Consider the following 19,844-nt stretch of genomic DNA (forward strand, 5'->3'; position numbering starts at 1 on the left):
ATTGTTCCCGTCCCGTCCGGTCCCCACCGGTCCTGCTCTGGTTCCACTCAGGAACCTGATATTCCTATTTCTGGTCCCGCGCAGGAACCTGATATTCCTCGGCCGTCGTTCCACGCGTCACGATGACCGTCTTGAATTTCGGCTTCTCAGGCTCCTTTGCCATGGCGTCGAACAGCGAGCCGGCCGCGGCCTGCGCCTTGCCCGCCACCGATCCGCCAAAGGAGGAGATGGTGGTGACACCGTCCTTGCCCTCGCCGCCCTCGCTGGCGGAGCGAAGCGACAGCGACAGCGTGCCGACAGTGCGGGCCAGCGCCACTTTCTGCGCGCCTTCGGTGGTCACCTCGATGGTTATGGAATTGGCCACCTGCGGCGTCGTTTGGCGCTCGTCGGCGCCCTGCCCGACGCTCAGCACCTTCGCGTCGGCAACGACGATCTCTGAGGTGATGGTCGAACCGGCGGCGCCTTGCGCATTCTTGGCCACTTCCTGGATTTCGCCGGCATCGCGCGTCAGCACGACATCGACCCGGTCGCCCGGCGTGACGAAGCCGCCGACGCCCGCGATCTCGTCGGTGCGGATGGTGACGGCCCGCATGCCGGGCGTCAGCATGTTGGAGAGCGTGGCGCGGCCATTCGGGCCGGACAGCTTTGTAAGCAGCACCGGTTCGTTGACCTCGATCGGCGACAGCACCACGCGGTTGCCGTCCCCGAGCAGTCCATCGATGGTGGCGAAGGCGCCCTGCGGCAGCGAATCCTGCGGCCACGGAATTTCGCTGAGTTTCGCGCGGTCGAGATCCATGCCGTACCGCAACGGTGCATTCGCCACCACGATGGTCTTGAATTCGACCGTCGGCGCGGCGGGCGCCGCGATCGACGCGGTTTTCTCCTCGGCGTCGGCCCTGGCCTGGCGCTTGACCCAGAAATCCGCGGCAAAGATCGAGATCGCGCCGAAAACGGCGGCGATGCCGATCATCGTTATGGCCTTGCCCCTCACGCCCAAACCCCTGATGCCCGTAGTTTCTTGTTATGTTGGCTCACGCTAGGCGGCATTGTTAAAGAATCAGGAATCTTCTCGCTGGCTATCCGCCTGATTTCCGCCGGCTTGGTTATCGAATGGTTTTAGGATAAGAGGGGGTTAATCCCCGAACGTAACAGGAACCTCCGTCGCTTGGCGCTGAAAAGCGTGGCAGTATCGGCGGGTGATTCGCAGCTTGGGCTCTATGGCAGGCATGGACGACAACAACGATCTTTTCGGCAATCTGGAGAAGCAGCCGCAACCGGTTCGCACACCGGCGCGTCCGGCCGATCCGCTGGTGCAGGCGGCAGCCAAGCGTCCGGCGGCGGCGTCTCGTGACGGCTCAGAGGGCTACAGCGCCGCCGATATCGAGGTACTCGAAGGCCTGGAGCCGGTGCGGCGCCGTCCGGGCATGTATATTGGCGGCACCGACGACAAGGCCATGCACCATCTGTTCGCCGAGGTCATCGACAACTCGATGGACGAGGCGGTTGCCGGCCATGCCACATTCATCGATGTCGAGCTTTCGGCTGACGGCTTTCTCACCGTCACCGACAATGGCCGCGGCATTCCCGTCGATCCGCATCCGAAGTTCAAGAAGCCGGCGCTCGAAGTGATCATGACGACGCTGCATTCGGGCGGAAAGTTCGATAGCAAGGTCTATGAAACCTCGGGCGGCCTGCACGGCGTCGGCGTCTCCGTGGTCAATGCGCTGTCGGATCATCTCGAAGTCGAAGTCGCGCGCGGACGGCAACTTTACCGGCAGCGCTTCTCGCGCGGCATTCCGGTCAGCGGCCTCGAGCATCTTGGCGAAGTTCACAACCGGCGCGGCACCAGGACCCGTTTCCACCCCGACGAGCAGATCTTCGGCAAGGGCGCCGCGTTCGAACCGGCGCGGCTCTACCGCATGACGCGCTCGAAAGCCTATCTGTTCGGCGGCGTCGAAATCCGCTGGACCTGCGATCCCTCCCTGATCAAGGAAAAGGACACCACTCCGGCCAAGGCCGAATTCCATTTTCCCGGCGGCCTCAAGGACTATCTGAAAGCGTCGCTTGGCGACGAATTCCAGGTGACGCGCGAAATCTTCGCCGGCAAGAGCGACAGGCAAGGCGGCCATGGCTCGCTGGAATGGGCAGTGACCTGGTTCGGCGGCGACGGCTTCATCAACTCCTACTGCAACACCATCCCGACCGGCGAAGGTGGCACCCACGAGGCCGGCTTCCGCAACGTCTTGACGCGCGGCCTGCGCGCCTATGCCGACCTCGTCGGCAACAAGCGCGCCTCGATCGTCACGTCGGAGGATGTCATGATCTCGGCGGCGGGCATGCTGTCGGTGTTCATCCGCGAGCCTGAATTCGTCGGCCAGACCAAGGACAGGCTGGCGACGATCGAGGCGATCCGCATAGTCGAGACGGCGATCCGCGACCCGTTCGACCATTGGCTGGCCGACAATCCGCAGGAAGCGTCGAAGCTGCTCGAATGGGTTATCGCACGCGCCGACGAGCGGGTACGACGCCGCCAGGAAAAGGAAGTGTCGCGCAAGAGTGCGGTGCGCAAGCTGCGCCTGCCGGGCAAGCTTGCCGATTGCACGCAGAATGCGGCCGCCGGCGCCGAACTCTTCATCGTCGAAGGCGATTCGGCCGGCGGCTCTGCCAAGCAGGCGCGCGACCGCGCCAGCCAGGCGGTGCTGCCGCTGCGCGGCAAGATTCTCAACGTCGCCAGCGCCGGCAACGACAAGCTGGCCGCCAACCAGCAGATTTCCGATCTGATCCAGGCGCTTGGTTGCGGCACGCGGTCGAAATACCGCGACGAGGATCTTCGCTACGACCGCGTCATCATCATGACCGACGCCGACGTCGACGGCGCTCACATCGCCTCGCTGCTGATCACCTTCTTCTACCAGGAGATGCCGAACCTGGTTCGCGGCGGACATCTCTATCTGGCGGTGCCGCCGCTCTACTCGATCCGGCAGGGCGGCAAGGTCGCCTATGCGCGTGACGACGCGCACAAGGACGAATTGCTGCGCACCGAGTTCACTGGGCGCGGCAAGGTCGAGATCGGTCGCTTCAAGGGCCTGGGCGAAATGATGGCCGCGCAGCTCAAGGAGACCACAATGGACCCGAGGAAGCGTACGCTGCTCCGGGTCGATGTGATCGATGCCGAGGCCGCCACCAAGGACGCGATCGATGCGCTGATGGGCACCAAGCCGGAGGCTCGTTTCCGGTTCATCCAGGAACGCGCCGAATTCGCGGAAACGGAAGTGCTGGATATCTGAGCGCAGGCCGGTCGATCAAGGCTTGCGGAGACGCGCGTGTGAGCTGGCAACGGCTGAAAGACTATTTCGAAGCGGCTCTTGCCGGGCTGACACAGCCGACCCGGTCGGACTGGATCTTCGCCTTGCGCACGGTCTCGGCCGGCCTGATCGCGCTTATGGCCGCCTACGCCCTCAAGCTCGATCACCCGCAATGGGCGATGATGACGGTGTTCATCGTTGCCCAGCCGGTCGCCGGCATGGTGTTGGCGAAAGGCTTTTATCGGTTGCTCGGCACGCTGGCGGGCGGTGTTGCCGCAATTGCCATCACCACTGTCTTCGGCACGAATCCCTGGGTGCTGGTGACGGTGCTTGCCCTATGGATCGGCCTCTGCACCTTCGTCTCGTCGCTGCTGCGTAACCCGGAAGCCTACGGGGCGGCGCTGGCCGGCTATACCGCGATGATCATCGGCTTGCCGGCGTTTGGCCAGCCGCATCTCGTCGTCGACCTCGCGGTCGCGCGCTGTGCCGAGATCGTACTCGGCATTGTCTGCGCCGGCCTGACCAGTCGGCTGATCCTGCCCAAATTGGCCAGCGAGGCCATCATCTCGCGGCTGAAGCGCAGCATTCTCGACCTTGCCACCTATGCCGGCGGCGCCTTTTCCGGTGGCGACACGGCAATGCTTTCCGGCCTGCACCGGAAGCTGGTCGCCGACACCCAGACGCTCGCCGAGATGCGCGCCTATGCCAGGCTGGAGGCCCCGAGCTTCGCGCCGCGCGCCCATCCGGTCCGGCGCACCATCGGACAACTGCTTTCAGCCCTGTCCGCGGCCCGCGCGCTGCATTCACACGCCGCACCGAAGAACGCGGCGCTCATTCCGGTGCGCTCGGAGCTGCAAGCCCTCGTCACTGAAATGGCGGCGACGCCGGGCGCGCTCGACGACACGGCGCCCTGGCTGGCACGGCTCGACGCGATCGGCGCCAAAGCGACGCAAATGCCCGACGCCTTGGCCGACCAGGACGGCGACAGAGTCGGCACCGTCACCCGGCTCACCATCGCCGCCGATTTCGCCGAAGCGCTGAAGCAGACGCTGCGCGGTCTCGATGCCTTGCGTGCGCCCGTCACGCGGCCTTCACGCGAACGCAGCCCCCCGGCGCTGGTTGTACATCGCGACTATCACGGGGCGAGCCGCAACGCGGTCCGCGCGGCACTTGCAACGCTGCTGGTCGCCGCTTTCTGGCTGACGATGAGATGGTCGGAAGCCGCCGGCACGGTCATTCTGGTCGCCGTCGTGTCGAGCTTGTTTGCCGCCCGCCCCGATCCGGTGCGGGTAGCCTGGGGGTTCTTCCAGGGAACGCTGTTGGCTCTGCCCTTTGCCTTTCTCGTCGGCCAGATCGCGCTTCCCGTTTTTCCTGGTTTCGGCTGGTTCATGCTGTTCGTCGTACCGATCCTGGTGCCGGCGGCGCTCGCCATGGCCAATCCCCGCTATGTCGGCGTGGCGACGGCCTTCGCCATCAATTTTCTTGCTTTCCTCAGCCCGCACCAGGCGATGACCTACGACCCGGGCCCGTTCTTCGCCGGCTCGGCCTCGATCCTGGTCGGCATCCTTTTGGCAATCGGCGTCTTCATCATCGTGCTGCCCGCCGACCCATGGCTCGCGGCGCACCGCATCGTGCGGGCCATGCGCGAGGATCTGGCGCGGCTTTGCCTGCACGAGCGCGTGCCGCGGCGTTCAGCCTTCGAGAGCCTCGCCTATGACCGCATCAACCAGCTGATGCCGCTGGTCCAGACCAGCGGCAGGAAGGGTGAAGCGGTTCTGGGCGGCAGTGTCGCCGCCGTCACCGTCGGTCTGGAGATCCTGCGGCTACGTGCCGCGCAGCAGGCGCACGCGGTTCCGGCCGAGACGACGCTTTCGATCGCCAACTTCCTGCGTGGACTGGCACGCGAACTGCTCTTCCGCGCCCCGGGCGACCCGCAGACAGCCACCATTGCCGTCGCCCGGCAGTATGCCGCCGGCATCGCTCAGCGAAACGCCACTGGTGAAATGCTCCAGATTGCGGCGTCACTACGGATTGTCGCGGCGGCGATGGAGGATTTTCCGGATTTTTTTTCCAGGGGCAGAGCTTAGGCGAACCTCAACGCGGTTTGGACCTGCGCATGGGCGTCACTGCTTGGGCGGGCTTTGCATCATCGGCAAGATCGACTTTGAAGTGCCCCGCGGCCCGCGAGATAAGGGCTGCGATATCGTCGATGGCTTTCTGAAGTTTTTCCCTGTCAGGCGCACGAGGTATCTGGCCCGAAGGCAATGTATATCTGAAAGTGGTGGCATAAGCCTCCAGCCAAACGAGTGATCCCAACGCCGTTTTCTCGGCGTGGTCGTCCGGAAAGCGTCTTAGAATCTTGTCGAGTTGGTGTGCATCATGACGTTCGATGTGAATGGCCTCCGACGTCGCCAGCGCCCTGATGATCTGCTCAACGGCCTGTTGGCTGAGATAAGCGGCGTTGCGAGACCCTGTTGCGACCAGAATACGCGCATCACTCATACAGCCGTTCGCCAACCGAAGCGCGCTGGCGATAGTCCACTGATCAGACATCTAATCGACGTCCGTCCCGAGCGATGTCATACGCGATCGTATTTCGCGAATCCCAACTTGCAGCCAAAGCGCCCGATGTCGTGGAAAGGATTGTCGCCGGAATTCCGATTTCGTGCTGAATGGTCCAGCCAATGAGTGGGTCGAGAAGTTCTGGTCTGGCATCATCTGGCAAAGCCACGAGGATATCCCAGTCGCTGTCAGGTCGATTGTCGCCGCGTGCTCGGCTTCCAAACAGCCAAATAGAATCGGGATTCATGCGGATCCTGATTTCATCGATCAGCGGCCTGATCTCGATCGGCACCGGAAGATGCTTTGAGGACGAGTGGCTCATGCGCGAAACATAATACCATTCTTTTGCGCCGACAACGCAATGGCATCAAGCCCGCCCAAAGGGGCTAAGCGGCTGCGATCGCCAGTGCATGGCCGCGCGCATTTTCACGCAACGCAGCGAGATGGATCGACTTGATCAGCGCGGCGAGATCGCCTTCCGCGGACTGTCCGCCCAATTCCTTCAGCATCAGCCAGCTGACTTCCTGCACGCCGGCGACGCGCTTGCCGTTGGCGACCTCTCGCCAGATTTTCAGCGCGCGCAAGATGACCGCGTGCGTGGCGGCAGCCAGGCCGGCACTGCGGAACAGCGCCTGCAAGGCCACGTCGTGTCCGCCGGCCAGCAGCGCCCTCACTCTTTGGGCGGACTGCTGGCTGAGCGCGACCAGCGCCGAGCCGAAGAAGTCGACCTTGCCATGCGCGATGGTGCGAATGAGGAAGCTCGCGGTGAGATCGCCGCGTAGCCTGAGATGCTCGATCAGTGCTGCATGTTCTTCCTGGCGCGTGCCCTCGATCAGCGTCACGCAGGCCTTGACGCAGGCGTCGCGCATGACGCGGTCGGCCCGGGCGGCTCCCATCAAGGCCATGACCAGCGGCGAGGTCTTGAGCATCTCACCGAGCTTGACGAGCAGCATATGCCGGCAGTCGGCAGGCAGGCGTGCATCCGATATAAGCGCCTCGCGCACCAGCGGCAGATGGCCGTGGCGCTCGGCCATGCGGCGGAAACTCAACGAAGCGATATCGGCGCCGCTGTTGGCCAAAAGCACGGCGCAGGCCTCCGCCTCGCCGATCTCTGCGATAGCCGCCGACAGCGCCATCGAGACCAATGGCCGATCGGCGATCAGTTTTTGCGTCGCCTTCGGACCTGAAGCCACGCGATTGATCAGGTCTGCGTCGGTAAGCAGTGGCGATCGCGTCAGCACGACGCCGGCGACTTCCGGCTGGTCGGAAGCAAGCGCGCTGATGATCTGGGGCGGTGCGTGATGGCTCATGGACAGCGCCTCGGCCATCGCCAGCCGTACCTTCGACGATGCGTCGTCGAGCAGCAAGGTCAGCGCCGCCTCGGCGGCGCAGCGATCCTCGAACGGCAATTCCGCGTCGACATAGGCGCGGGCGAGCGCGCTTGCCGCCGCGGCGCGCTCCGATACCCTGGCCGTGTAGATCCATTTCAGGAAATGCGAGACAACAACCATACCGCCTGCTTACGCCCCTTGCCGGAAGGTTTCCGACCCCGTGCCGGACGTTAGGCCGAATTGGTTTATGAAGCGTTCACCACGTTCGTTAACTGGCTTGCGAGCGCTGGATGCAGCGCCTATCAACCGTCCAGCAGCGGAGGAGAATGAAATGGCTGGGCTTTATCTCGAGGAGTTCGTCGTCGGCCATGTCTTCCAGCACACGCTGCGCAAGACCGTCACCGAGAGCGACAACATGATGTTCTCGGTGATGACGCTGAACCCGCAGCCGCTGCATATCGACTTCGATTTCGCCGCCAGGAGCGAATGGGGCAAGCCGCTGGTCAACTCGCTGTTCACGCTCGGCCTGATGATCGGCATTTCGGTCAACGACATCACCGTCGGTACGACTGTCGCCAATCTCGGCATGAAGGAAACGGTGTTTCCGCATCCGGTCTTCCATGGCGACACCATCCGCGTCGAGACCACTGTCGTCTCGGTGCGCGAATCCAGGTCGAAGCCCGATCGCGGCATCGTCGAGTTCGAACATCGGGCCTATAACCAGAACGGCGACCTCGTCGCCAAATGCACGAGACACGCCATGATGCTGAAGAAGATAGCCTGATGCGTTCGCTGCTGTTCGTTCCCGGCGATTCCGAGAGGAAGCTGGAGAAGGGCTTTGGCGCCGGCGCCGATGTGGTCATTGTCGATCTCGAGGATTCAGTGGCGCCCCACAACAAGGCATCGGCGCGAAAGATCGCGGCGCGCTTCATCGTCAACCACCGGGCGCAAACACGATCGGCGATCTACGTCAGGGTCAACGACCTGTCGACCGGACTGACGGACGACGACCTTGCGGCGCTCATTCCGGCAACGCCCGACGGCGTCATGCTGCCCAAATCGGCTGGCGGCCAGGATGTCCAGCACCTCTCGGCAAAGCTCAGGCTGCGCGAAGCGGAGAACGGCCTGGCCGACGGCGCGACAAAAATTCTGCCGATCATTACCGAAACACCGGCGGCCGTGCTGGCGGCGGCGAGCTACGCCGGGGCAAGCGCGCGGCTTGCCGGGCTGACCTGGGGCGCGGAAGACCTGTCGGCGGCGATCGGCGCGCGCACCACCCGCGACCAGCATGGCCGTTACACCGAAATATTCCGCTTCGCTCGCGCCATGACCATTCTCGCCGCCGGCGCGGCGGAAGTCGCGGCGATCGACACCGTCTTCCCGAATTTCCGCGATATGGCGGCCTTCGAGGCCGAATGCAGGGAGGCCGAACGTGACGGCTTCACCGGCAAGATGGCGATCCACCCTGATCAGGTGCCGGTCATAAACGCCGCCTTCACGCCCTCGGTGGAAGCGGTGCAAAAATCGGCGGCAATTGTCGCGGCATTCCAGGCGGCGGGAAATCCCGGCGTCGTCGGCATCGACGGCAAGATGTATGACCGGCCGCATCTGCGGCTGGCCGAGCGGCTTCTGGCACGCGCCCGGGCAGCCGGAATCTCCGCCTGACCGCTACCAGACCAACGGGATCAGGCGGTAGCGGACATGGGCCGCATAGTCGTCATAGCCGCGCAGGCCGGTGCGAAGCGTTTTTTCCTCGATGAATGTGCGGATGGCCAAGAGAACGATGAACACGACGACCAGTGCCAGCCCCCACCAGGAGCCGAGCAGGAGAGCCGTGCCGGCAAAGAAGAGGATGGCGCCGGCATACATGGGATGGCGCACATAGCTATAGGGACCCGTTGTGATCACTTGCTGTCCGCGCTCGGCCTGGATCTTCACGACGGGCGCCGCGAAGCTGTTCTCCAGCATCGTCAGATAGCTGATCCATAGTCCGACCAGCAGAACCAGCGCACCGATCACCTGTACCCAGACCGGAACGACGGACCAGCCGAAGCGGTAGTCGAAACCCATGAAGGCCAGCCAGGCAAAGATGCCGAGCAGGAGTATGCTCAACAGAACCTTGTCGGCCGCGGTCTGGTCCTTCTGGATGGGAGAGCTCAGCCGTTCGTTCATCAGCCCGGGATCGCGCCGGGCCAGCGTCACGCCAAGGGTCAGGCTCAGCCCGATCATCACCGCCAGATATACCCAGGCTCCCGGCCAGGTCAGCGTACCCGCTGTCAGGAAAAGCAGCGCGCCCATGGCGCCGAACCACACGAACGTCTGGAGGATCAATCTCGAGACCATGATCAACCTTCCATGATATTTGCCGTCGGCATTTACCAGCAACAGACTACCGCCGACCCTCAGCGGACTATCGCCCATCCCGCGCCTGGACGAAACGGTCCTGGTGTGCAGAAGGTTTCGTCATGCCGCGTCATCAAGCTCAGGGCGCGTCGTGATGACGGCTCGCCGTCAGGAAAGCACAGTGACTGGGCGCCCCTTGCGGGCTAATCCTTGCCCCAACGCGGCCGGCGCATCGAAAACACTTCGTTGACGCTGGCATAATCCATGTAGCCGAGGCGAGCGACATTGCCGGCCTTGCTGATATCGAACAGGCCGTCTTTCAGGTAGGCATCGTCAATATGCACGCCGATCACTTCGCCGGCCACGACGACGGCGCTGGTCGGCGTTCCGTCCAGGGCCTTTGGCCGGAACACTTCGGTCACCTTGCATTCGAGTGCGGCGGGTGCGGCCGCCACGCGCGGCGGCGCGACAAGACGCGACGGCGTCATGGCGAGATCGGCATAGACGAACTCGTTGACGCCGCGCGGCGCGTCGACCGACGTCCGGTTCATCTTCTCGGCCAGATCGCGGCCGACCAGATTGGCGACGAACTCGCCGGTCTCCTGGGCGAAGGAGGCGCTGTCCTTCTCGCCCTCGGAGGAAAACCAGACGATGAAGGGCCTTGTCGAAACGGCATTGAAGAAGGAATAGGGCGCGAGGTTGATCTCGCCGGCCCCGTTCAGGGTCGAGATCCAGCCGATCGGGCGCGGCGCCACGATCGCCTTCGACGGATCGTGCGGCAGTCCGTGCCCCTTTGACGGCTCGTAGAACACTTAGCCCGCCCAGGGCCCGGCATAGTCCGCATAAAGCTTTGCCGGATCGGGGCGCGGCCGCTCCGGCGCCGGGCCGCCATAGGAGCCGATATGGACGAAGCCGATGACGCGCTCTTGCGGCGCCAGTCCCAGGATCGCCCTGCCCTCCGGCACGTCTGAATACCAGTTGCTGATCATGTTGGTGCCATAGCCCAGTGCGTTGGCGGCAATCATCAGGTTCATCGCCGCCATGCCGCCGGACAGGAACATCTCCCATTGCGGGATTTTTGGATTTTCCTTCGGCACCGACACGACGCCGATCACCAGCGGCGCGCGCGAGAAGCGCGCCAGCTCCTGGTTGCGGCGGCCATCCGGTAAAGGTCCCTCCCGCTGTTCGGCAAGGGCCGCCAGCTTCCTGCCGATCTCGATGCGGGCATCACCGCGATAAAGAATGAAGCGCCAGGGCTCGAGCCGACCATGATCGGGCACGCGCGTGGCCGCAGTAATCATCGTGGCGATCTCGGCGTCGCCGGGCGCAGGCTCCTTCAAGTCCGGTATCGGCGCTGAATTGCGGGTCAGCAGGAAGTCGATGATCGGGGACGCCATGGGCGCAAGTCTCCTAAATTCGATTTTGAGCTGAAGCGCGCCATGGGAATGCGGGGCGGCTCGGGCATCGACGCGGGCGCGCCAGGCTGGAGAGTCGTATCCGTCGGACTCTTAAGCCTTGAAATTGCCACCGCCATGGGCTTCAACGCAAGGCATGTTTGAGGGGGCTTTGCGTCTTTTCCTGATCTGGGTCTGCACCCTGCTGCTCATGGCGCCGGTTTCCTTTGCCGTGGCACAGAACGTGGATGGCGTCAGCGACCTGAAGCTTCCCGGAATTTCGAGCTACGCGACGCCGAAAGGCGAGACATCGCTGGCGCTTGGTGGCGGCGGCGCCATCACCTTGTCCGCGCAATTGACCGACAAGGGAGGCGATATCACTCGCGGTATCGTCTGGCGCGTCTTCAAGCCGGAGGCCGTCAACGGCAAATTGCCGATGGTGGCTTCCGCCCATGGCGGCACGGCGGTCTTCCAGCTCGAACCCGGCAGCTATCTGGTTCACGCTTCCTACGGCCGGGCCGGTGCCACCAAGCGCATCACTGTCGGCAAGGACGCCAAACGCGAGAGCCTCGTGCTCGATGCCGGCGGCCTGAAGCTCGACGCCGTCCTTTCCGGAGGGGCGCGCATCCCGCCAAAGAAGTTGCGCTTTTCGATCTATGAGGGCAATGCCGAACCCAATGGCGATCGCGCGCTGATCATTCCCGACGTCGAGCCCAACAGCGTCGTGCGTCTCAATGCCGGCATCTACCACGTGGTCTCGACCTATGGCGCGGTCAATGCCGTCATCCGCTCCGACATCCGCGTCGAGGCCGGCAAGCTGACCGAAGCCACCGTCGAGCATCACGCCGCCGAGATTACCTTGAAGCTGGTGCGTGAAGCGGGCGGCGAAGCGATCGCCGACACGTCGTGGTCGCTGCTCAACGAATCCGGCGATCCGATCAAGGAAACCGTCGGCGCCTTCGCCTCCATGGTGCTGGCCGAAGGCGACTACACGATCATCGCCAAGAACCGCGACCGGATCTACCAGAAGGATTTCACTGTCGTGGCCGGACAGAACCAGGAAATCGAGGTTCTCGCGACGGAAGCCGCCGCGATGGATCCGGAAGAAGGCGCGGATTAGTCAAAACCCCGGGTAAGCCTGAGGCGGTTCCCTTCGGATCGTCGACGAAATGGAGCTAGGCCGCCAGCTTGGCCCGTGCCGGCAGGAATGGAATCCGGCGGCGAGGCACCGGCGGCGCCAGATCGAAGACGCCTTTATAGAGGCGCTCGAGCAGCGCCTTGCGGTCGCGCACGGGCTCCAGTTCGTTCCAGTTCAGCACATCGCCGACACGCACGTCGATCGACTTGCCGGAAAGCCGGGCGAACTCGTGGATAAGCAACGAAATGCGCAGCGTCAGCGATGCCTTGCCGACGAACTTCGCCACGCGGCCGTCGCGCTCGGCCATGTTCATGGGGCCGCTGACCAGATGGAACAGCCTGCCGTTCTGGCCGGAGAAATGCATCGGCACTACGGAAGCCTTGGCATCCTGCACGAGACGGGCCGGAAACATCTTCCATGGCAGATCGCGTGCCTGGCCAAAACCTTTCGGCGCGGTGGCGACGCCGCCGGCCGGAAACACCACGATGGTGACACGTTCTTTCAAGAGCCGCACAGCCTCGTGACGCACCGCCATGTTGTTCTTCAGAGCGTCCTTGGTCTCGGAAAAGTCGATCGGCAGCGAGTAGGGCTCCATCTCGCTGATCTTGAGCAGATCCTTGTGGATCATGACCCGGAACGGCCGCCCAAGCTGCTCGGCCAGCGACAGCGCGGCAATGCCGTCGCCGATGCCGAAGGGATGATTGGCGACGATCACCAGCGGCGTGTCGGGCAGGTTCTTCGGGGGCCATTGGTCGGGGGTTCGCACCCGCACGTCGATCAATTCGAGCATGCGACTGAACACGCGCTCGCCGGTCGGGACCACCTGGCGGCGCCAAAAATCATAAAGCGCTGCAAACCGATCGCGTCCGGACAGGCCTTCGATGGAATGGATGACCCACCGCGTCAGGACCGGCTGTCGTGGATTGGCATAGGAAAGCTCGGGAAACGGTTTTTCGCGCATTTTCAGCTTGAGCATGAGGGCTTGTTACAAGACTGCCGTGACAAGGATGTGAAAACGGCGGGATGTGAGAACGGCGGGGTATAAAAATGGCGGTGGACTGCTCCACCGCCATTTCGGCTTCAAATACTGTCTGATCAGGCGGCGCGTTGGCGCCGGCGATCGGGCGTGATCGCTTCTTCGGTCAGCTGCGCGACCGCTTGGGCGAGACCCAGCGACTCCTGGTCGCGCGATCCGAGGCGGCGCATGTTGACCGTCTGCTCTTCCGCCTCGCGCTTGCCGCAGACGAGGATGACCGGAACCTTGGCTAGGCTGTGCTCGCGGACCTTATAGTTGATCTTCTCGTTGCGCAGATCCGCCTCGGCGGACAAGCCCGCGGCTTTCAGCTTCGCCACCACTTCGTTCGCATAGCCGTCGGCGTCCGAAGTGATCGTCGCCACCACTACCTGCAGCGGCGCGAACCACAGCGGGAAATGGCCGGAATAGTTCTCGATCAGGATGCCGAGGAAGCGCTCCATCGAGCCGCAGATGGCACGGTGCACCATGACAGGCTGTTTCTTCTCGGAATCCGAGCCGATGTAGAAGGCACCGAAACGCTCCGGCAGGTTGAAGTCGACCTGCGTGGTGCCGCATTGCCATTCGCGGCCGATGGCATCCTTCAGCACATATTCGAACTTCGGCCCGTAGAAGGCGCCCTCGCCAGGATTGATCGAGGTCTTGATGCGGTTGCCCGATCGCGTCCTGATCGTCTCCAGCACGCCGCTCATGATCGCTTCGGCGTGATCCCAGGCTTCGTCGGTGCCGACGCGCTTGTCCGGCCGGGTCGACAGCTTCACGCTGATTTCGTCGAAGCCGAAATCGGCATAGGTCGACAGAATCAGATCGTTGATACGCAGGCACTCCGACGCCAGTTGCTCCTCGGTGCAGAAAATATGCGCGTCATCCTGCGTGAAACCGCGCACGCGCATCAGCCCGTGTAGCGCGCCCGACGGCTCATAGCGATGCACATTGCCGAATTCCGCAAGCTTTACCGGCAGGTCGCGATAGGATTTCAACCCGTGCTTGAATATCTGCACATGGCCAGGACAGTTCATCGGCTTCAGCGCGAACACGCGGTCGTCATCGGTGTCGTCGCCGGCAACCGTGACCTTGAACATGGCGTCGCGGTACCAGCCCCAATGGCCCGACGTCTCCCACAGGCTCTTGTCGAGCACCTGCGGTGCGTTGACCTCCTGGTAGCCCTGCTCGTCGAGGCGGCGGCGCATGTAGTTGACCAGGTTCTGGAACATCTTCCAGCCCTTGGCATGCCAGAAGACGACACCGGGCCCCTCTTCCTGGAAATGGAACAAATCCATCTCGCGGCCGAGCTTCCTGTGGTCGCGCTTTTCGGCTTCCTCCAGCATTGTCTGGTAGGCGTCGAGCTGCGCCTGATCAGCCCACGCCGTGCCGTAGATGCGCGTCAGCATCGGGTTGTTCGAATCTCCGCGCCAATAGGCGCCCGCCACCTTCATCAGCTTGAAGGCATTGCCGATCTGCCCGGTCGAGGCCATATGTGGACCGCGGCAAAGGTCGAACCAGTCGCCTTGCGCGTAGATCTTGAGATCCTGATCGTCAGGAATGGCGTCGATCAGTTCCAGCTTGTAGCGCTCGCCCTTGTCGGCAAAGACCTTTTTGGCCTTGTCGCGCGACCAGACTTCCTTCGTGAACGGCTTGTTGCGCGCAATGATCTCGCGCATCTTCTTCTCGATCACCGGGAAGTCGTCCGGAGTGAACGGCTCGTTGCGGGCGAAGTCGTAGTAGAATCCGTTCTCGATCACCGGCCCGATGGTCACCTGCGTTCCCGGCCATATCTCCTGCACGGCCTCCGCCAGCACATGTGCCGCGTCATGGCGGATGAGTTCCAGCGCGCGCGGATCGTCGCGGGTGATGATCTCGATCTTGCCGGACTTGCCGAGCGGATCGGAGAGATCGCGCACGGTACCGTCGATGGCATAGGCCACGGCCTTCTTGGCCAGCGACTTGGAGATCGATTCGGCAAGGCCTGCACCGGTCATCGCCGCATCGTAGTCGCGCACGGAGCCATCGGGAAATGTCAGGGAAACGGCATTCAGCATCAGGTATTCTCCTATCCAGTCCCGCAAACGAGCGCGGGTGGTGAAATGCAGGTCGTCAGCCGTTCGAGGCTGCGGCCTGCCAGATAGCCGGAGGCGTCCGGCGGCGGCAGTCTTTTATGGGCAGATGCCGCCGCCGTAAAGCCTCGGCTATTTAATCAGCAGCGGCAGGTCCTTCAGGAAGGCCGCGCGCGTCGCGAGCCCCTTCGGCATATCGCTCCGCTTCGTATCGACGACGAGCCGGGCAAACACGATCTGGCGGCCGTTTTTCTGCGCCCAGCCGACGAACCAGCCGAGTGAACGCCTGTCCTTGCCGCCCTCGCCGACCCTGGTGCTGCCCGTCTTGCCCTGGACGGTCCAGTCGCCGGCCTTGAAGCTGGGTAGGATGGCTTTCGTCATGTCGTGAGCCTTGGCCGAGACCGGCATCTTGCCGGCGAGGAGCTTACGCAGGAAATCGACCTGCTCGACCGGCGTGATCTTGAGCGAGGAGTTCACCCAGGAATGAGTCAGGCCGTCATTCTTGCCGGGATCGCCGGAAACGTCCGCATTGCCATAGCCGAACTTCGAGACGTAGCCGGCAAAGCTCTCCGGTCCAAGCCGGCGGGTGATCTCGCGTGAATACCACAGCACCGAGTCCCGCTCCCAGATCATCGGATCGACGGTCTTGTGGTCCCGCTTGACCGCCTTGAATTCAGGTTTGTAGTCCCAGCTCGGCGTGTGCTCGTCGCTTAGTATGCCGGCATCGTAACCGATCAGCGACAGCGGCACCTTGAACGTCGAGGCCGGGCTGAACCGCTGATCGCAGACGCCGTTTTGGTAAAGCGTCTTGCCGCTCTGCGCATCGGCGATCAGCGTGCATTGCACATCCCCGAGCGGCGCCGACTGCGCGCGCATCGGAAATCCCAGAAGCCAGGCAAGCAGGAACAGGACTCCGGCAAGGATGAAGGGAAGACGGTCGACATTGCGCATTGGATGCTCGCTCCAGAGGGGGGTTCGGCGAGCGGCTTAGCGAGGTCTCTTGTCTCGATTTTGTCTCAAATTCGCAGTTATTGTGCAGGCTGCCGTTAACCCTACCAGATCGTAAACGGTTGCCTTGAAGAACTGACCGGCAGTCAGCTTCGCGCCTCGTCGTGGTTGCCGCCGATCCGCCAATATCGCCACGGCGTAAACCAGACATACCGATCCGCCAGAACCTCCGGAACAAGGTCGACGCCATGGGTGCCGAATGGTCCGCAGCGCAGAACCCTGAAAAATCCCATCCAGCCGCCGGCCCAAAGGCCATGGCGGGCGATCGCCTCATGCGCGTATTCCGAGCAGGTCGGCAGGTGACGGCAGGAATTGCCGATGAAGCTGGACAGCGTCAGTTGATAGAGGCGCACCAGCGACGTGCCCAACACCCGGCCGGGGGTCTTGCGCCACGGGCCGGACCAGTTGCGGCCTTGCCGCGGCGGCCCGGCTGTATGTGTATGCCCATGCTGGTCGCCCACTGCGATCTCCGTCTTTCCACACGATAGATGTGGGCTTCATCGGGAGAACGCAATCCCGCCCCTGCTTGCTGAGCTTTCACGGGCGGAAGCGGCGAAGTGGCTGCCGATCAGCCGGCAGTGCCCATCGGCGGGGGCTAGACTGCTCTTCGTGGTGCTTCCGACGGGTCCTTTCGTCACGCCACTGATAGGTTGCAATCCGCATCACATCGCCAAAAATCTCTAGCAACTGGACCATGGCCGTATCTCCTTGACGACGAGTAGACCGCCGCTGGCCTTCGCCTTCAAACGAGTATAATTTCCACTTCGGATAATCCTGGGTTATGCGAATGAAGCGTGGGCGACTGCCGCTGACGGCCTTGAGGAGCTTTGAAGCAGCCGGGCGGCACCTGAGTTTCAGCAGGGCGGCCGAGGAGCTTTTCGTCTCGCAGGCAGCGATCAGCCGGCAGATCCGCGAGCTCGAGATCTTTCTGCGCCGGCCCCTGTTCGAACGTCACCATCGCCGCGTCGAACTGACCGATGCGGGCCGCCGGCTGCTCAGTCAGCTGGTCAGGAGTTTCGACGCCATCGACGCCCTGCTTTCCGAGTTGGTGGCGGCTCCCGCGCAGACAGTGGTTCGCGTCAGCGTCGAGCCGTCTCTGGCATCGGTATGGCTGGTGCCGCGGCTCAACCGTTTTCGCCAATTGCGGCCCGACATCGACGTCGCGCTCGAAGTCGATCCAAGGCTGATTGAGTTTCGCGGCGACCAGCCTGAGCTTGCGTTACGCTTCAGTGCGCATGCTGTGTCGTGGCCGCGCAGCGAGGCCGAGCAGCTTGCCTCGACGGTTGATTCACCGGTTCTGTCGCCGGCGCTGCTTGCCGCGGGGCCTCCCCTCGACAAGCCGGCCGACCTTGGCCGCTATACGCTGTTGCATGAGGAAAACCGACAGGGTTGGGCGCGCTGGTTCGAGGCGGCCGGTGTGCCTGCCGACGCGGTGCCCGCGCGCGGTCCCATGCTGGCGGATGCATCGCTTTCGAAGCAGGCCGCTCTGCTCGGACACGGGGTGGCGCTGGGCGATCTCCTGCAGATCGGTGAAGAGCTCGCCTCCGGCACGTTGGTCAAGCCGTTCGACATCGACGTCGCGTCCGGCGCCTATTGGCTGGTGGCCAGAAGCCTGCGCGATCTCCCCGAGCCAGCCGCCGCCTTCGCCGACTGGGTGAGAAGCGAATTCGCCGAAAGCAGACGGCCCCGATAGGCCGCCAAAGGGGCTATCAGGCGGCTTCTTCGGCGCGCTTCTTCTCGATCTGACCGATCGCGTCGACCACCGCGTCGAAGGTCAACATGGTCGAGGCATGGCGCGCCTTGTAGTCGCGCACCGGTTCCAGATATTTGAGATCGGCGAAGCGGCCTTCCGGCGGCGCTCCGTTCTCTTTCAGCATTTTCAGCATGGTCTCGCGCACCGCGCGCAATTCGTCGGCCGTAGCGCCAACCACATGCTGCGCCATGATGGAGGACGAGGCCTGGCCGAGCGCGCAGGCCTTCACGTCATGTGCGAAATCGGTAACCACGCCGTCTGCCATATTGAGATCGACGGTAACGGTAGAGCCGCACAATTTGGAATGTGCCCTCGCGCTGGCGTCGGGATGATCGAGCCGGCCGATCCGTGTGATATTTCCGGCAAAACCGAGAATTTTCGCATTGTAGACGTCGTTGATCATTATTTTCCAGTCCGTCGCCGCCAAGCGAACAGCGTTTGCCGCTGACGCGTCTTTCTTTCGCTCGTCATGACCATATATAATGGTGGCAGTCCGGTATCGACAAGGCGACGAAAAGCCCACGTCTTTGCCGCAGTTTGCTCACGCCGCTTACGGGGCTGGAAACCGGGCGAGTTTCCGACGCCGAAAGGTCGTGGTCCGTTCAACTCGTTCCTCCTGAGAGAGGGACTACGGGAGACGCCTTTATGGATGCCGTTATCAAGAAGTTCATGCCCCAGTCGGCCTACATGGAAAAGCCCGTCACCGACCGGCCGAGCGAGGCCGAGGTCGAGGCTGCGGTCCGCACGCTTTTGCGCTGGACCGGCGACAACCCCGATCGCGAAGGGCTGGTCGACACGCCCAAGCGGGTGGCCAAGGCCTATCGGGAAATGTTCGGCGGCTATGACATGTGCCCGGCCGAAGAGCTTGGCCGCACCTTCGAGGAAGTGGCTGGTTACGACGATCTTGTCATCGTCAAGGACATCCAGTTCCATTCGCATTGCGAACATCACATGGTGCCGATCATCGGCAAGGCCCATGTCGGCTATCTGCCGGACGGCAAGGTCGTCGGCCTGTCCAAGATCGCGCGCGTGGTCGATATCTTCGCCCACCGCCTGCAGACCCAGGAAGCCATGACCGCGCAGATCGCCGGCGTCATTCAGGATGTGCTCAATCCGCGCGGCGTTGCCGTGATGATCGAGGCCGAGCACATGTGCATGGCCATGCGCGGCATCCGCAAGCAGGGCTCCACCACGCTGACCTCGACCTTCACCGGCGTGTTCAAGGATACTCCCGAAGAACAGGTTCGTTTCGTCACCATGGTGCGTGGCGGTGGGGTGTAAGCCGCCTCGCCCGGCATCGTCGGGACCATGATTCCGAAAGTGGCTACCGGTTTTCGGATAATCATGGTCAAACAGGAAGATAGCCCGGCGATGTCGGCACTGGAATTTCCGAAGGCTCCCTCAGACAAGAAATCGCTGGAAGAAGGCGCGGTGTTTTCACCGCGCTTCGATGCCGCCGGCCTGGTCACCGTCGTCGTCACCGATGCGGCAGACGGCGTGCTTTTGATGGTCGCGCACATGAATGCGCAGGCTCTGGCGTTGACGCTTGAAACAGGTATCGCCCACTACTGGTCGCGTTCGCGCAATGCGCTGTGGAAGAAGGGCGAAACGTCAGGCAATCTCCAGCATGTCATCGAGGTGCTCACGGATTGTGACCAGGACGCCATATGGTTGCGCGTCAAAGTGCTAGGCCACGACGCAACTTGTCACACAGGCCGGCGTTCCTGCTTCTATCGGACGGTGGGGCTGATCGACGGCAAGGCGATGCTTGCCGACGATGGCAGCGAGCCCTTGTTCGATGCGGAAAAAACGTATCGGAAGCTCCCGTGAATAACCAGCTTGAACCTTTTGCCCGCAGCCAACCACATAGATTCACCATTTCGATACGGCCCGCCTATATATTAGCTGTGGGACAAGGGAGAT

20 protein-coding genes are annotated in these 19,844 nt (G+C 62.9%); 8 read left to right on the forward strand and 12 right to left on the reverse strand.

All coding sequences use genetic code 11. The annotated features are described in order from the left end of the window. Positions 1–64: 64 nt before the first annotated feature. Positions 65–991, reverse strand: a complete 927-nt coding sequence (gene cpaB / locus FJ443_RS17550) for a Flp pilus assembly protein CpaB (RefSeq protein WP_246671066.1) — start codon at positions 989–991, stop codon at positions 65–67. A gap of 235 nt (positions 992–1,226) precedes the next feature. Here cpaB and parE point away from each other — a divergent pair, with 235 nt between their 5' ends. Both parE and FJ443_RS17560 read left to right on the forward strand, forming a co-directional pair. Then, the gene (gene parE, locus FJ443_RS17555; protein WP_140517037.1) at positions 1,227–3,287 is read left to right on the forward strand and encodes a DNA topoisomerase IV subunit B; all 2,061 of its coding nucleotides are present in this window, start codon (positions 1,227–1,229) and stop codon (positions 3,285–3,287) included. 38 nt (positions 3,288–3,325) lie between these two features. Then, positions 3,326–5,392: an FUSC family protein gene (locus FJ443_RS17560; RefSeq protein WP_140665075.1), complete on the forward strand. Its 2,067-nt coding sequence runs from the start codon at positions 3,326–3,328 to the stop codon at positions 5,390–5,392. 7 nt (positions 5,393–5,399) lie between these two features. On the opposite strand, the gene FJ443_RS17565 is transcribed toward FJ443_RS17560, so the two are convergent. From FJ443_RS17565 to FJ443_RS17575, 3 genes are all read right to left on the reverse strand, one after another. Then, positions 5,400–5,858, reverse strand: coding sequence for a HEPN domain-containing protein (locus FJ443_RS17565; RefSeq protein WP_140495841.1), 459 nt, complete (start codon positions 5,856–5,858; stop codon positions 5,400–5,402). Continuing rightward, positions 5,851–6,159, reverse strand: a complete 309-nt coding sequence (locus tag FJ443_RS17570) for a nucleotidyltransferase domain-containing protein (RefSeq protein WP_224646996.1) — start codon at positions 6,157–6,159, stop codon at positions 5,851–5,853. The genes FJ443_RS17565 and FJ443_RS17570 overlap by 8 nt, the downstream gene beginning before the upstream one ends. A gap of 94 nt (positions 6,160–6,253) precedes the next feature. Next, positions 6,254–7,378, reverse strand: coding sequence for a DUF2336 domain-containing protein (locus FJ443_RS17575; RefSeq protein ID WP_140517041.1), 1,125 nt, complete (start codon positions 7,376–7,378; stop codon positions 6,254–6,256). A 151-nt stretch (positions 7,379–7,529) separates the two neighbouring features. Here FJ443_RS17575 and FJ443_RS17580 point away from each other — a divergent pair, with 151 nt between their 5' ends. Beyond that, on the forward strand, positions 7,530–7,982 hold the full coding sequence (locus tag FJ443_RS17580; RefSeq protein ID WP_140517043.1) for a MaoC family dehydratase: 453 nt from the start codon (positions 7,530–7,532) through the stop codon (positions 7,980–7,982). Beyond that, on the forward strand, positions 7,982–8,863 hold the full coding sequence (locus FJ443_RS17585) for a CoA ester lyase (protein WP_140665077.1): 882 nt from the start codon (positions 7,982–7,984) through the stop codon (positions 8,861–8,863). The genes FJ443_RS17580 and FJ443_RS17585 overlap by 1 nt, the downstream gene beginning before the upstream one ends. Positions 8,864–8,866: 3 nt before the next feature. Here FJ443_RS17585 and FJ443_RS17590 read toward each other — a convergent pair whose 3' ends face one another. The 3 genes from FJ443_RS17590 to FJ443_RS17600 form a co-directional block, all read right to left on the reverse strand. Continuing rightward, entirely contained in the window at positions 8,867–9,541 is a 675-nt protein-coding gene (locus FJ443_RS17590; RefSeq protein WP_140665080.1) for an isoprenylcysteine carboxylmethyltransferase family protein, read from the reverse strand. Positions 9,542–9,744: 203 nt separating this feature from the next. Continuing rightward, the gene (locus tag FJ443_RS17595; protein ID WP_140564053.1) at positions 9,745–10,353 is read right to left on the reverse strand and encodes a flavin reductase family protein; all 609 of its coding nucleotides are present in this window, start codon (positions 10,351–10,353) and stop codon (positions 9,745–9,747) included. Next, positions 10,354–10,938: a nitroreductase gene (locus FJ443_RS17600; RefSeq protein ID WP_140564054.1), complete on the reverse strand. Its 585-nt coding sequence runs from the start codon at positions 10,936–10,938 to the stop codon at positions 10,354–10,356. It lies immediately after the preceding gene. Positions 10,939–11,092: 154 nt separating this feature from the next. Between FJ443_RS17600 and FJ443_RS17605 the strand changes: the two genes are divergently transcribed. After that, entirely contained in the window at positions 11,093–12,055 is a 963-nt protein-coding gene (locus FJ443_RS17605) for a hypothetical protein (RefSeq protein ID WP_140623504.1), read from the forward strand. A gap of 55 nt (positions 12,056–12,110) precedes the next feature. Here the strand turns inward: FJ443_RS17605 and FJ443_RS17610 are convergent, their stop codons facing one another. The 4 genes from FJ443_RS17610 to yidD all read right to left on the reverse strand — a co-directional run bounded on the left by FJ443_RS17610 (position 12,111) and on the right by yidD (position 16,629). Next, positions 12,111–13,049, reverse strand: a complete 939-nt coding sequence (locus tag FJ443_RS17610; protein ID WP_140579721.1) for a GNAT family N-acetyltransferase — start codon at positions 13,047–13,049, stop codon at positions 12,111–12,113. A gap of 119 nt (positions 13,050–13,168) precedes the next feature. Beyond that, positions 13,169–15,145: a threonine--tRNA ligase gene (thrS, locus tag FJ443_RS17615; protein ID WP_140555350.1), complete on the reverse strand. Its 1,977-nt coding sequence runs from the start codon at positions 15,143–15,145 to the stop codon at positions 13,169–13,171. 147 nt (positions 15,146–15,292) lie between these two features. Further along, positions 15,293–16,111: a class D beta-lactamase gene (gene blaOXA / locus FJ443_RS17620; RefSeq protein ID WP_140495830.1), complete on the reverse strand. Its 819-nt coding sequence runs from the start codon at positions 16,109–16,111 to the stop codon at positions 15,293–15,295. Between the two features lie 143 nt (positions 16,112–16,254). After that, positions 16,255–16,629 carry a membrane protein insertion efficiency factor YidD gene (gene yidD, locus FJ443_RS17625; RefSeq protein ID WP_140495829.1) on the reverse strand — a complete coding sequence of 125 codons (375 nt, stop codon included), beginning with the start codon at positions 16,627–16,629 and terminating at the stop codon, positions 16,255–16,257. A 326-nt stretch (positions 16,630–16,955) separates the two neighbouring features. On the opposite strand from yidD, the gene FJ443_RS17630 reads away from it, so the two are divergent. After that, a complete protein-coding gene (locus tag FJ443_RS17630; protein WP_140521003.1) occupies positions 16,956–17,861 on the forward strand; it encodes a LysR substrate-binding domain-containing protein in 906 nt (301 codons plus the stop codon). A gap of 16 nt (positions 17,862–17,877) precedes the next feature. Here FJ443_RS17630 and FJ443_RS17635 read toward each other — a convergent pair whose 3' ends face one another. Then, complete coding sequence (locus FJ443_RS17635; protein ID WP_140495827.1) at positions 17,878–18,324, reverse strand: iron-sulfur cluster assembly scaffold protein; 447 nt, start codon at positions 18,322–18,324, stop codon at positions 17,878–17,880. A 242-nt stretch (positions 18,325–18,566) separates the two neighbouring features. On the opposite strand from FJ443_RS17635, the gene folE reads away from it, so the two are divergent. Both folE and hisI read left to right on the forward strand, forming a co-directional pair. After that, positions 18,567–19,202 (forward strand): GTP cyclohydrolase I FolE, encoded by a 636-nt coding sequence (gene folE, locus FJ443_RS17640; protein ID WP_140517057.1) that lies wholly within the window; start codon positions 18,567–18,569, stop codon positions 19,200–19,202. Between the two features lie 90 nt (positions 19,203–19,292). Then, the gene (hisI, locus tag FJ443_RS17645; RefSeq protein ID WP_140521255.1) at positions 19,293–19,751 is read left to right on the forward strand and encodes a phosphoribosyl-AMP cyclohydrolase; all 459 of its coding nucleotides are present in this window, start codon (positions 19,293–19,295) and stop codon (positions 19,749–19,751) included. Positions 19,752–19,844: the final 93 nt, after the last annotated feature.

The sequence above is a fragment of the Mesorhizobium sp. B2-6-1 genome (genome assembly GCF_006440475.1).
In the GTDB taxonomy this organism is placed as follows: domain Bacteria; phylum Pseudomonadota; class Alphaproteobacteria; order Rhizobiales; family Rhizobiaceae; genus Mesorhizobium.

Excerpts from the sequence above, each read along its gene's own strand:
- parE (WP_140517037.1), top strand. The coding sequence starts at position 1,227 with ATGGACGACAACAACGATCTTTTCGGCAATCTGGAGAAGCAGCCGCAA.
- FJ443_RS17565 (WP_140495841.1), bottom strand. The coding sequence starts at position 5,858 with ATGTCTGATCAGTGGACTATCGCCAGCGCGCTTCGGTTGGCGAACGGC.
- FJ443_RS17575 (WP_140517041.1), bottom strand. The coding sequence starts at position 7,378 with ATGGTTGTTGTCTCGCATTTCCTGAAATGGATCTACACGGCCAGGGTA.
- FJ443_RS17580 (WP_140517043.1), top strand. The coding sequence starts at position 7,530 with ATGGCTGGGCTTTATCTCGAGGAGTTCGTCGTCGGCCATGTCTTCCAG.
- FJ443_RS17585 (WP_140665077.1), top strand. The coding sequence starts at position 7,982 with ATGCGTTCGCTGCTGTTCGTTCCCGGCGATTCCGAGAGGAAGCTGGAG.
- FJ443_RS17590 (WP_140665080.1), bottom strand. The coding sequence starts at position 9,541 with ATGGTCTCGAGATTGATCCTCCAGACGTTCGTGTGGTTCGGCGCCATG.
- FJ443_RS17600 (WP_140564054.1), bottom strand. The coding sequence starts at position 10,938 with ATGGCGTCCCCGATCATCGACTTCCTGCTGACCCGCAATTCAGCGCCG.
- FJ443_RS17605 (WP_140623504.1), top strand. The coding sequence starts at position 11,093 with ATGTTTGAGGGGGCTTTGCGTCTTTTCCTGATCTGGGTCTGCACCCTG.
- FJ443_RS17610 (WP_140579721.1), bottom strand. The coding sequence starts at position 13,049 with ATGCTCAAGCTGAAAATGCGCGAAAAACCGTTTCCCGAGCTTTCCTAT.
- thrS (WP_140555350.1), bottom strand. The coding sequence starts at position 15,145 with ATGCTGAATGCCGTTTCCCTGACATTTCCCGATGGCTCCGTGCGCGAC.
- blaOXA (WP_140495830.1), bottom strand. The coding sequence starts at position 16,111 with ATGCGCAATGTCGACCGTCTTCCCTTCATCCTTGCCGGAGTCCTGTTC.
- FJ443_RS17630 (WP_140521003.1), top strand. The coding sequence starts at position 16,956 with ATGAAGCGTGGGCGACTGCCGCTGACGGCCTTGAGGAGCTTTGAAGCA.
- FJ443_RS17635 (WP_140495827.1), bottom strand. The coding sequence starts at position 18,324 with ATGATCAACGACGTCTACAATGCGAAAATTCTCGGTTTTGCCGGAAAT.
- folE (WP_140517057.1), top strand. The coding sequence starts at position 18,567 with ATGGATGCCGTTATCAAGAAGTTCATGCCCCAGTCGGCCTACATGGAA.
- hisI (WP_140521255.1), top strand. The coding sequence starts at position 19,293 with ATGTCGGCACTGGAATTTCCGAAGGCTCCCTCAGACAAGAAATCGCTG.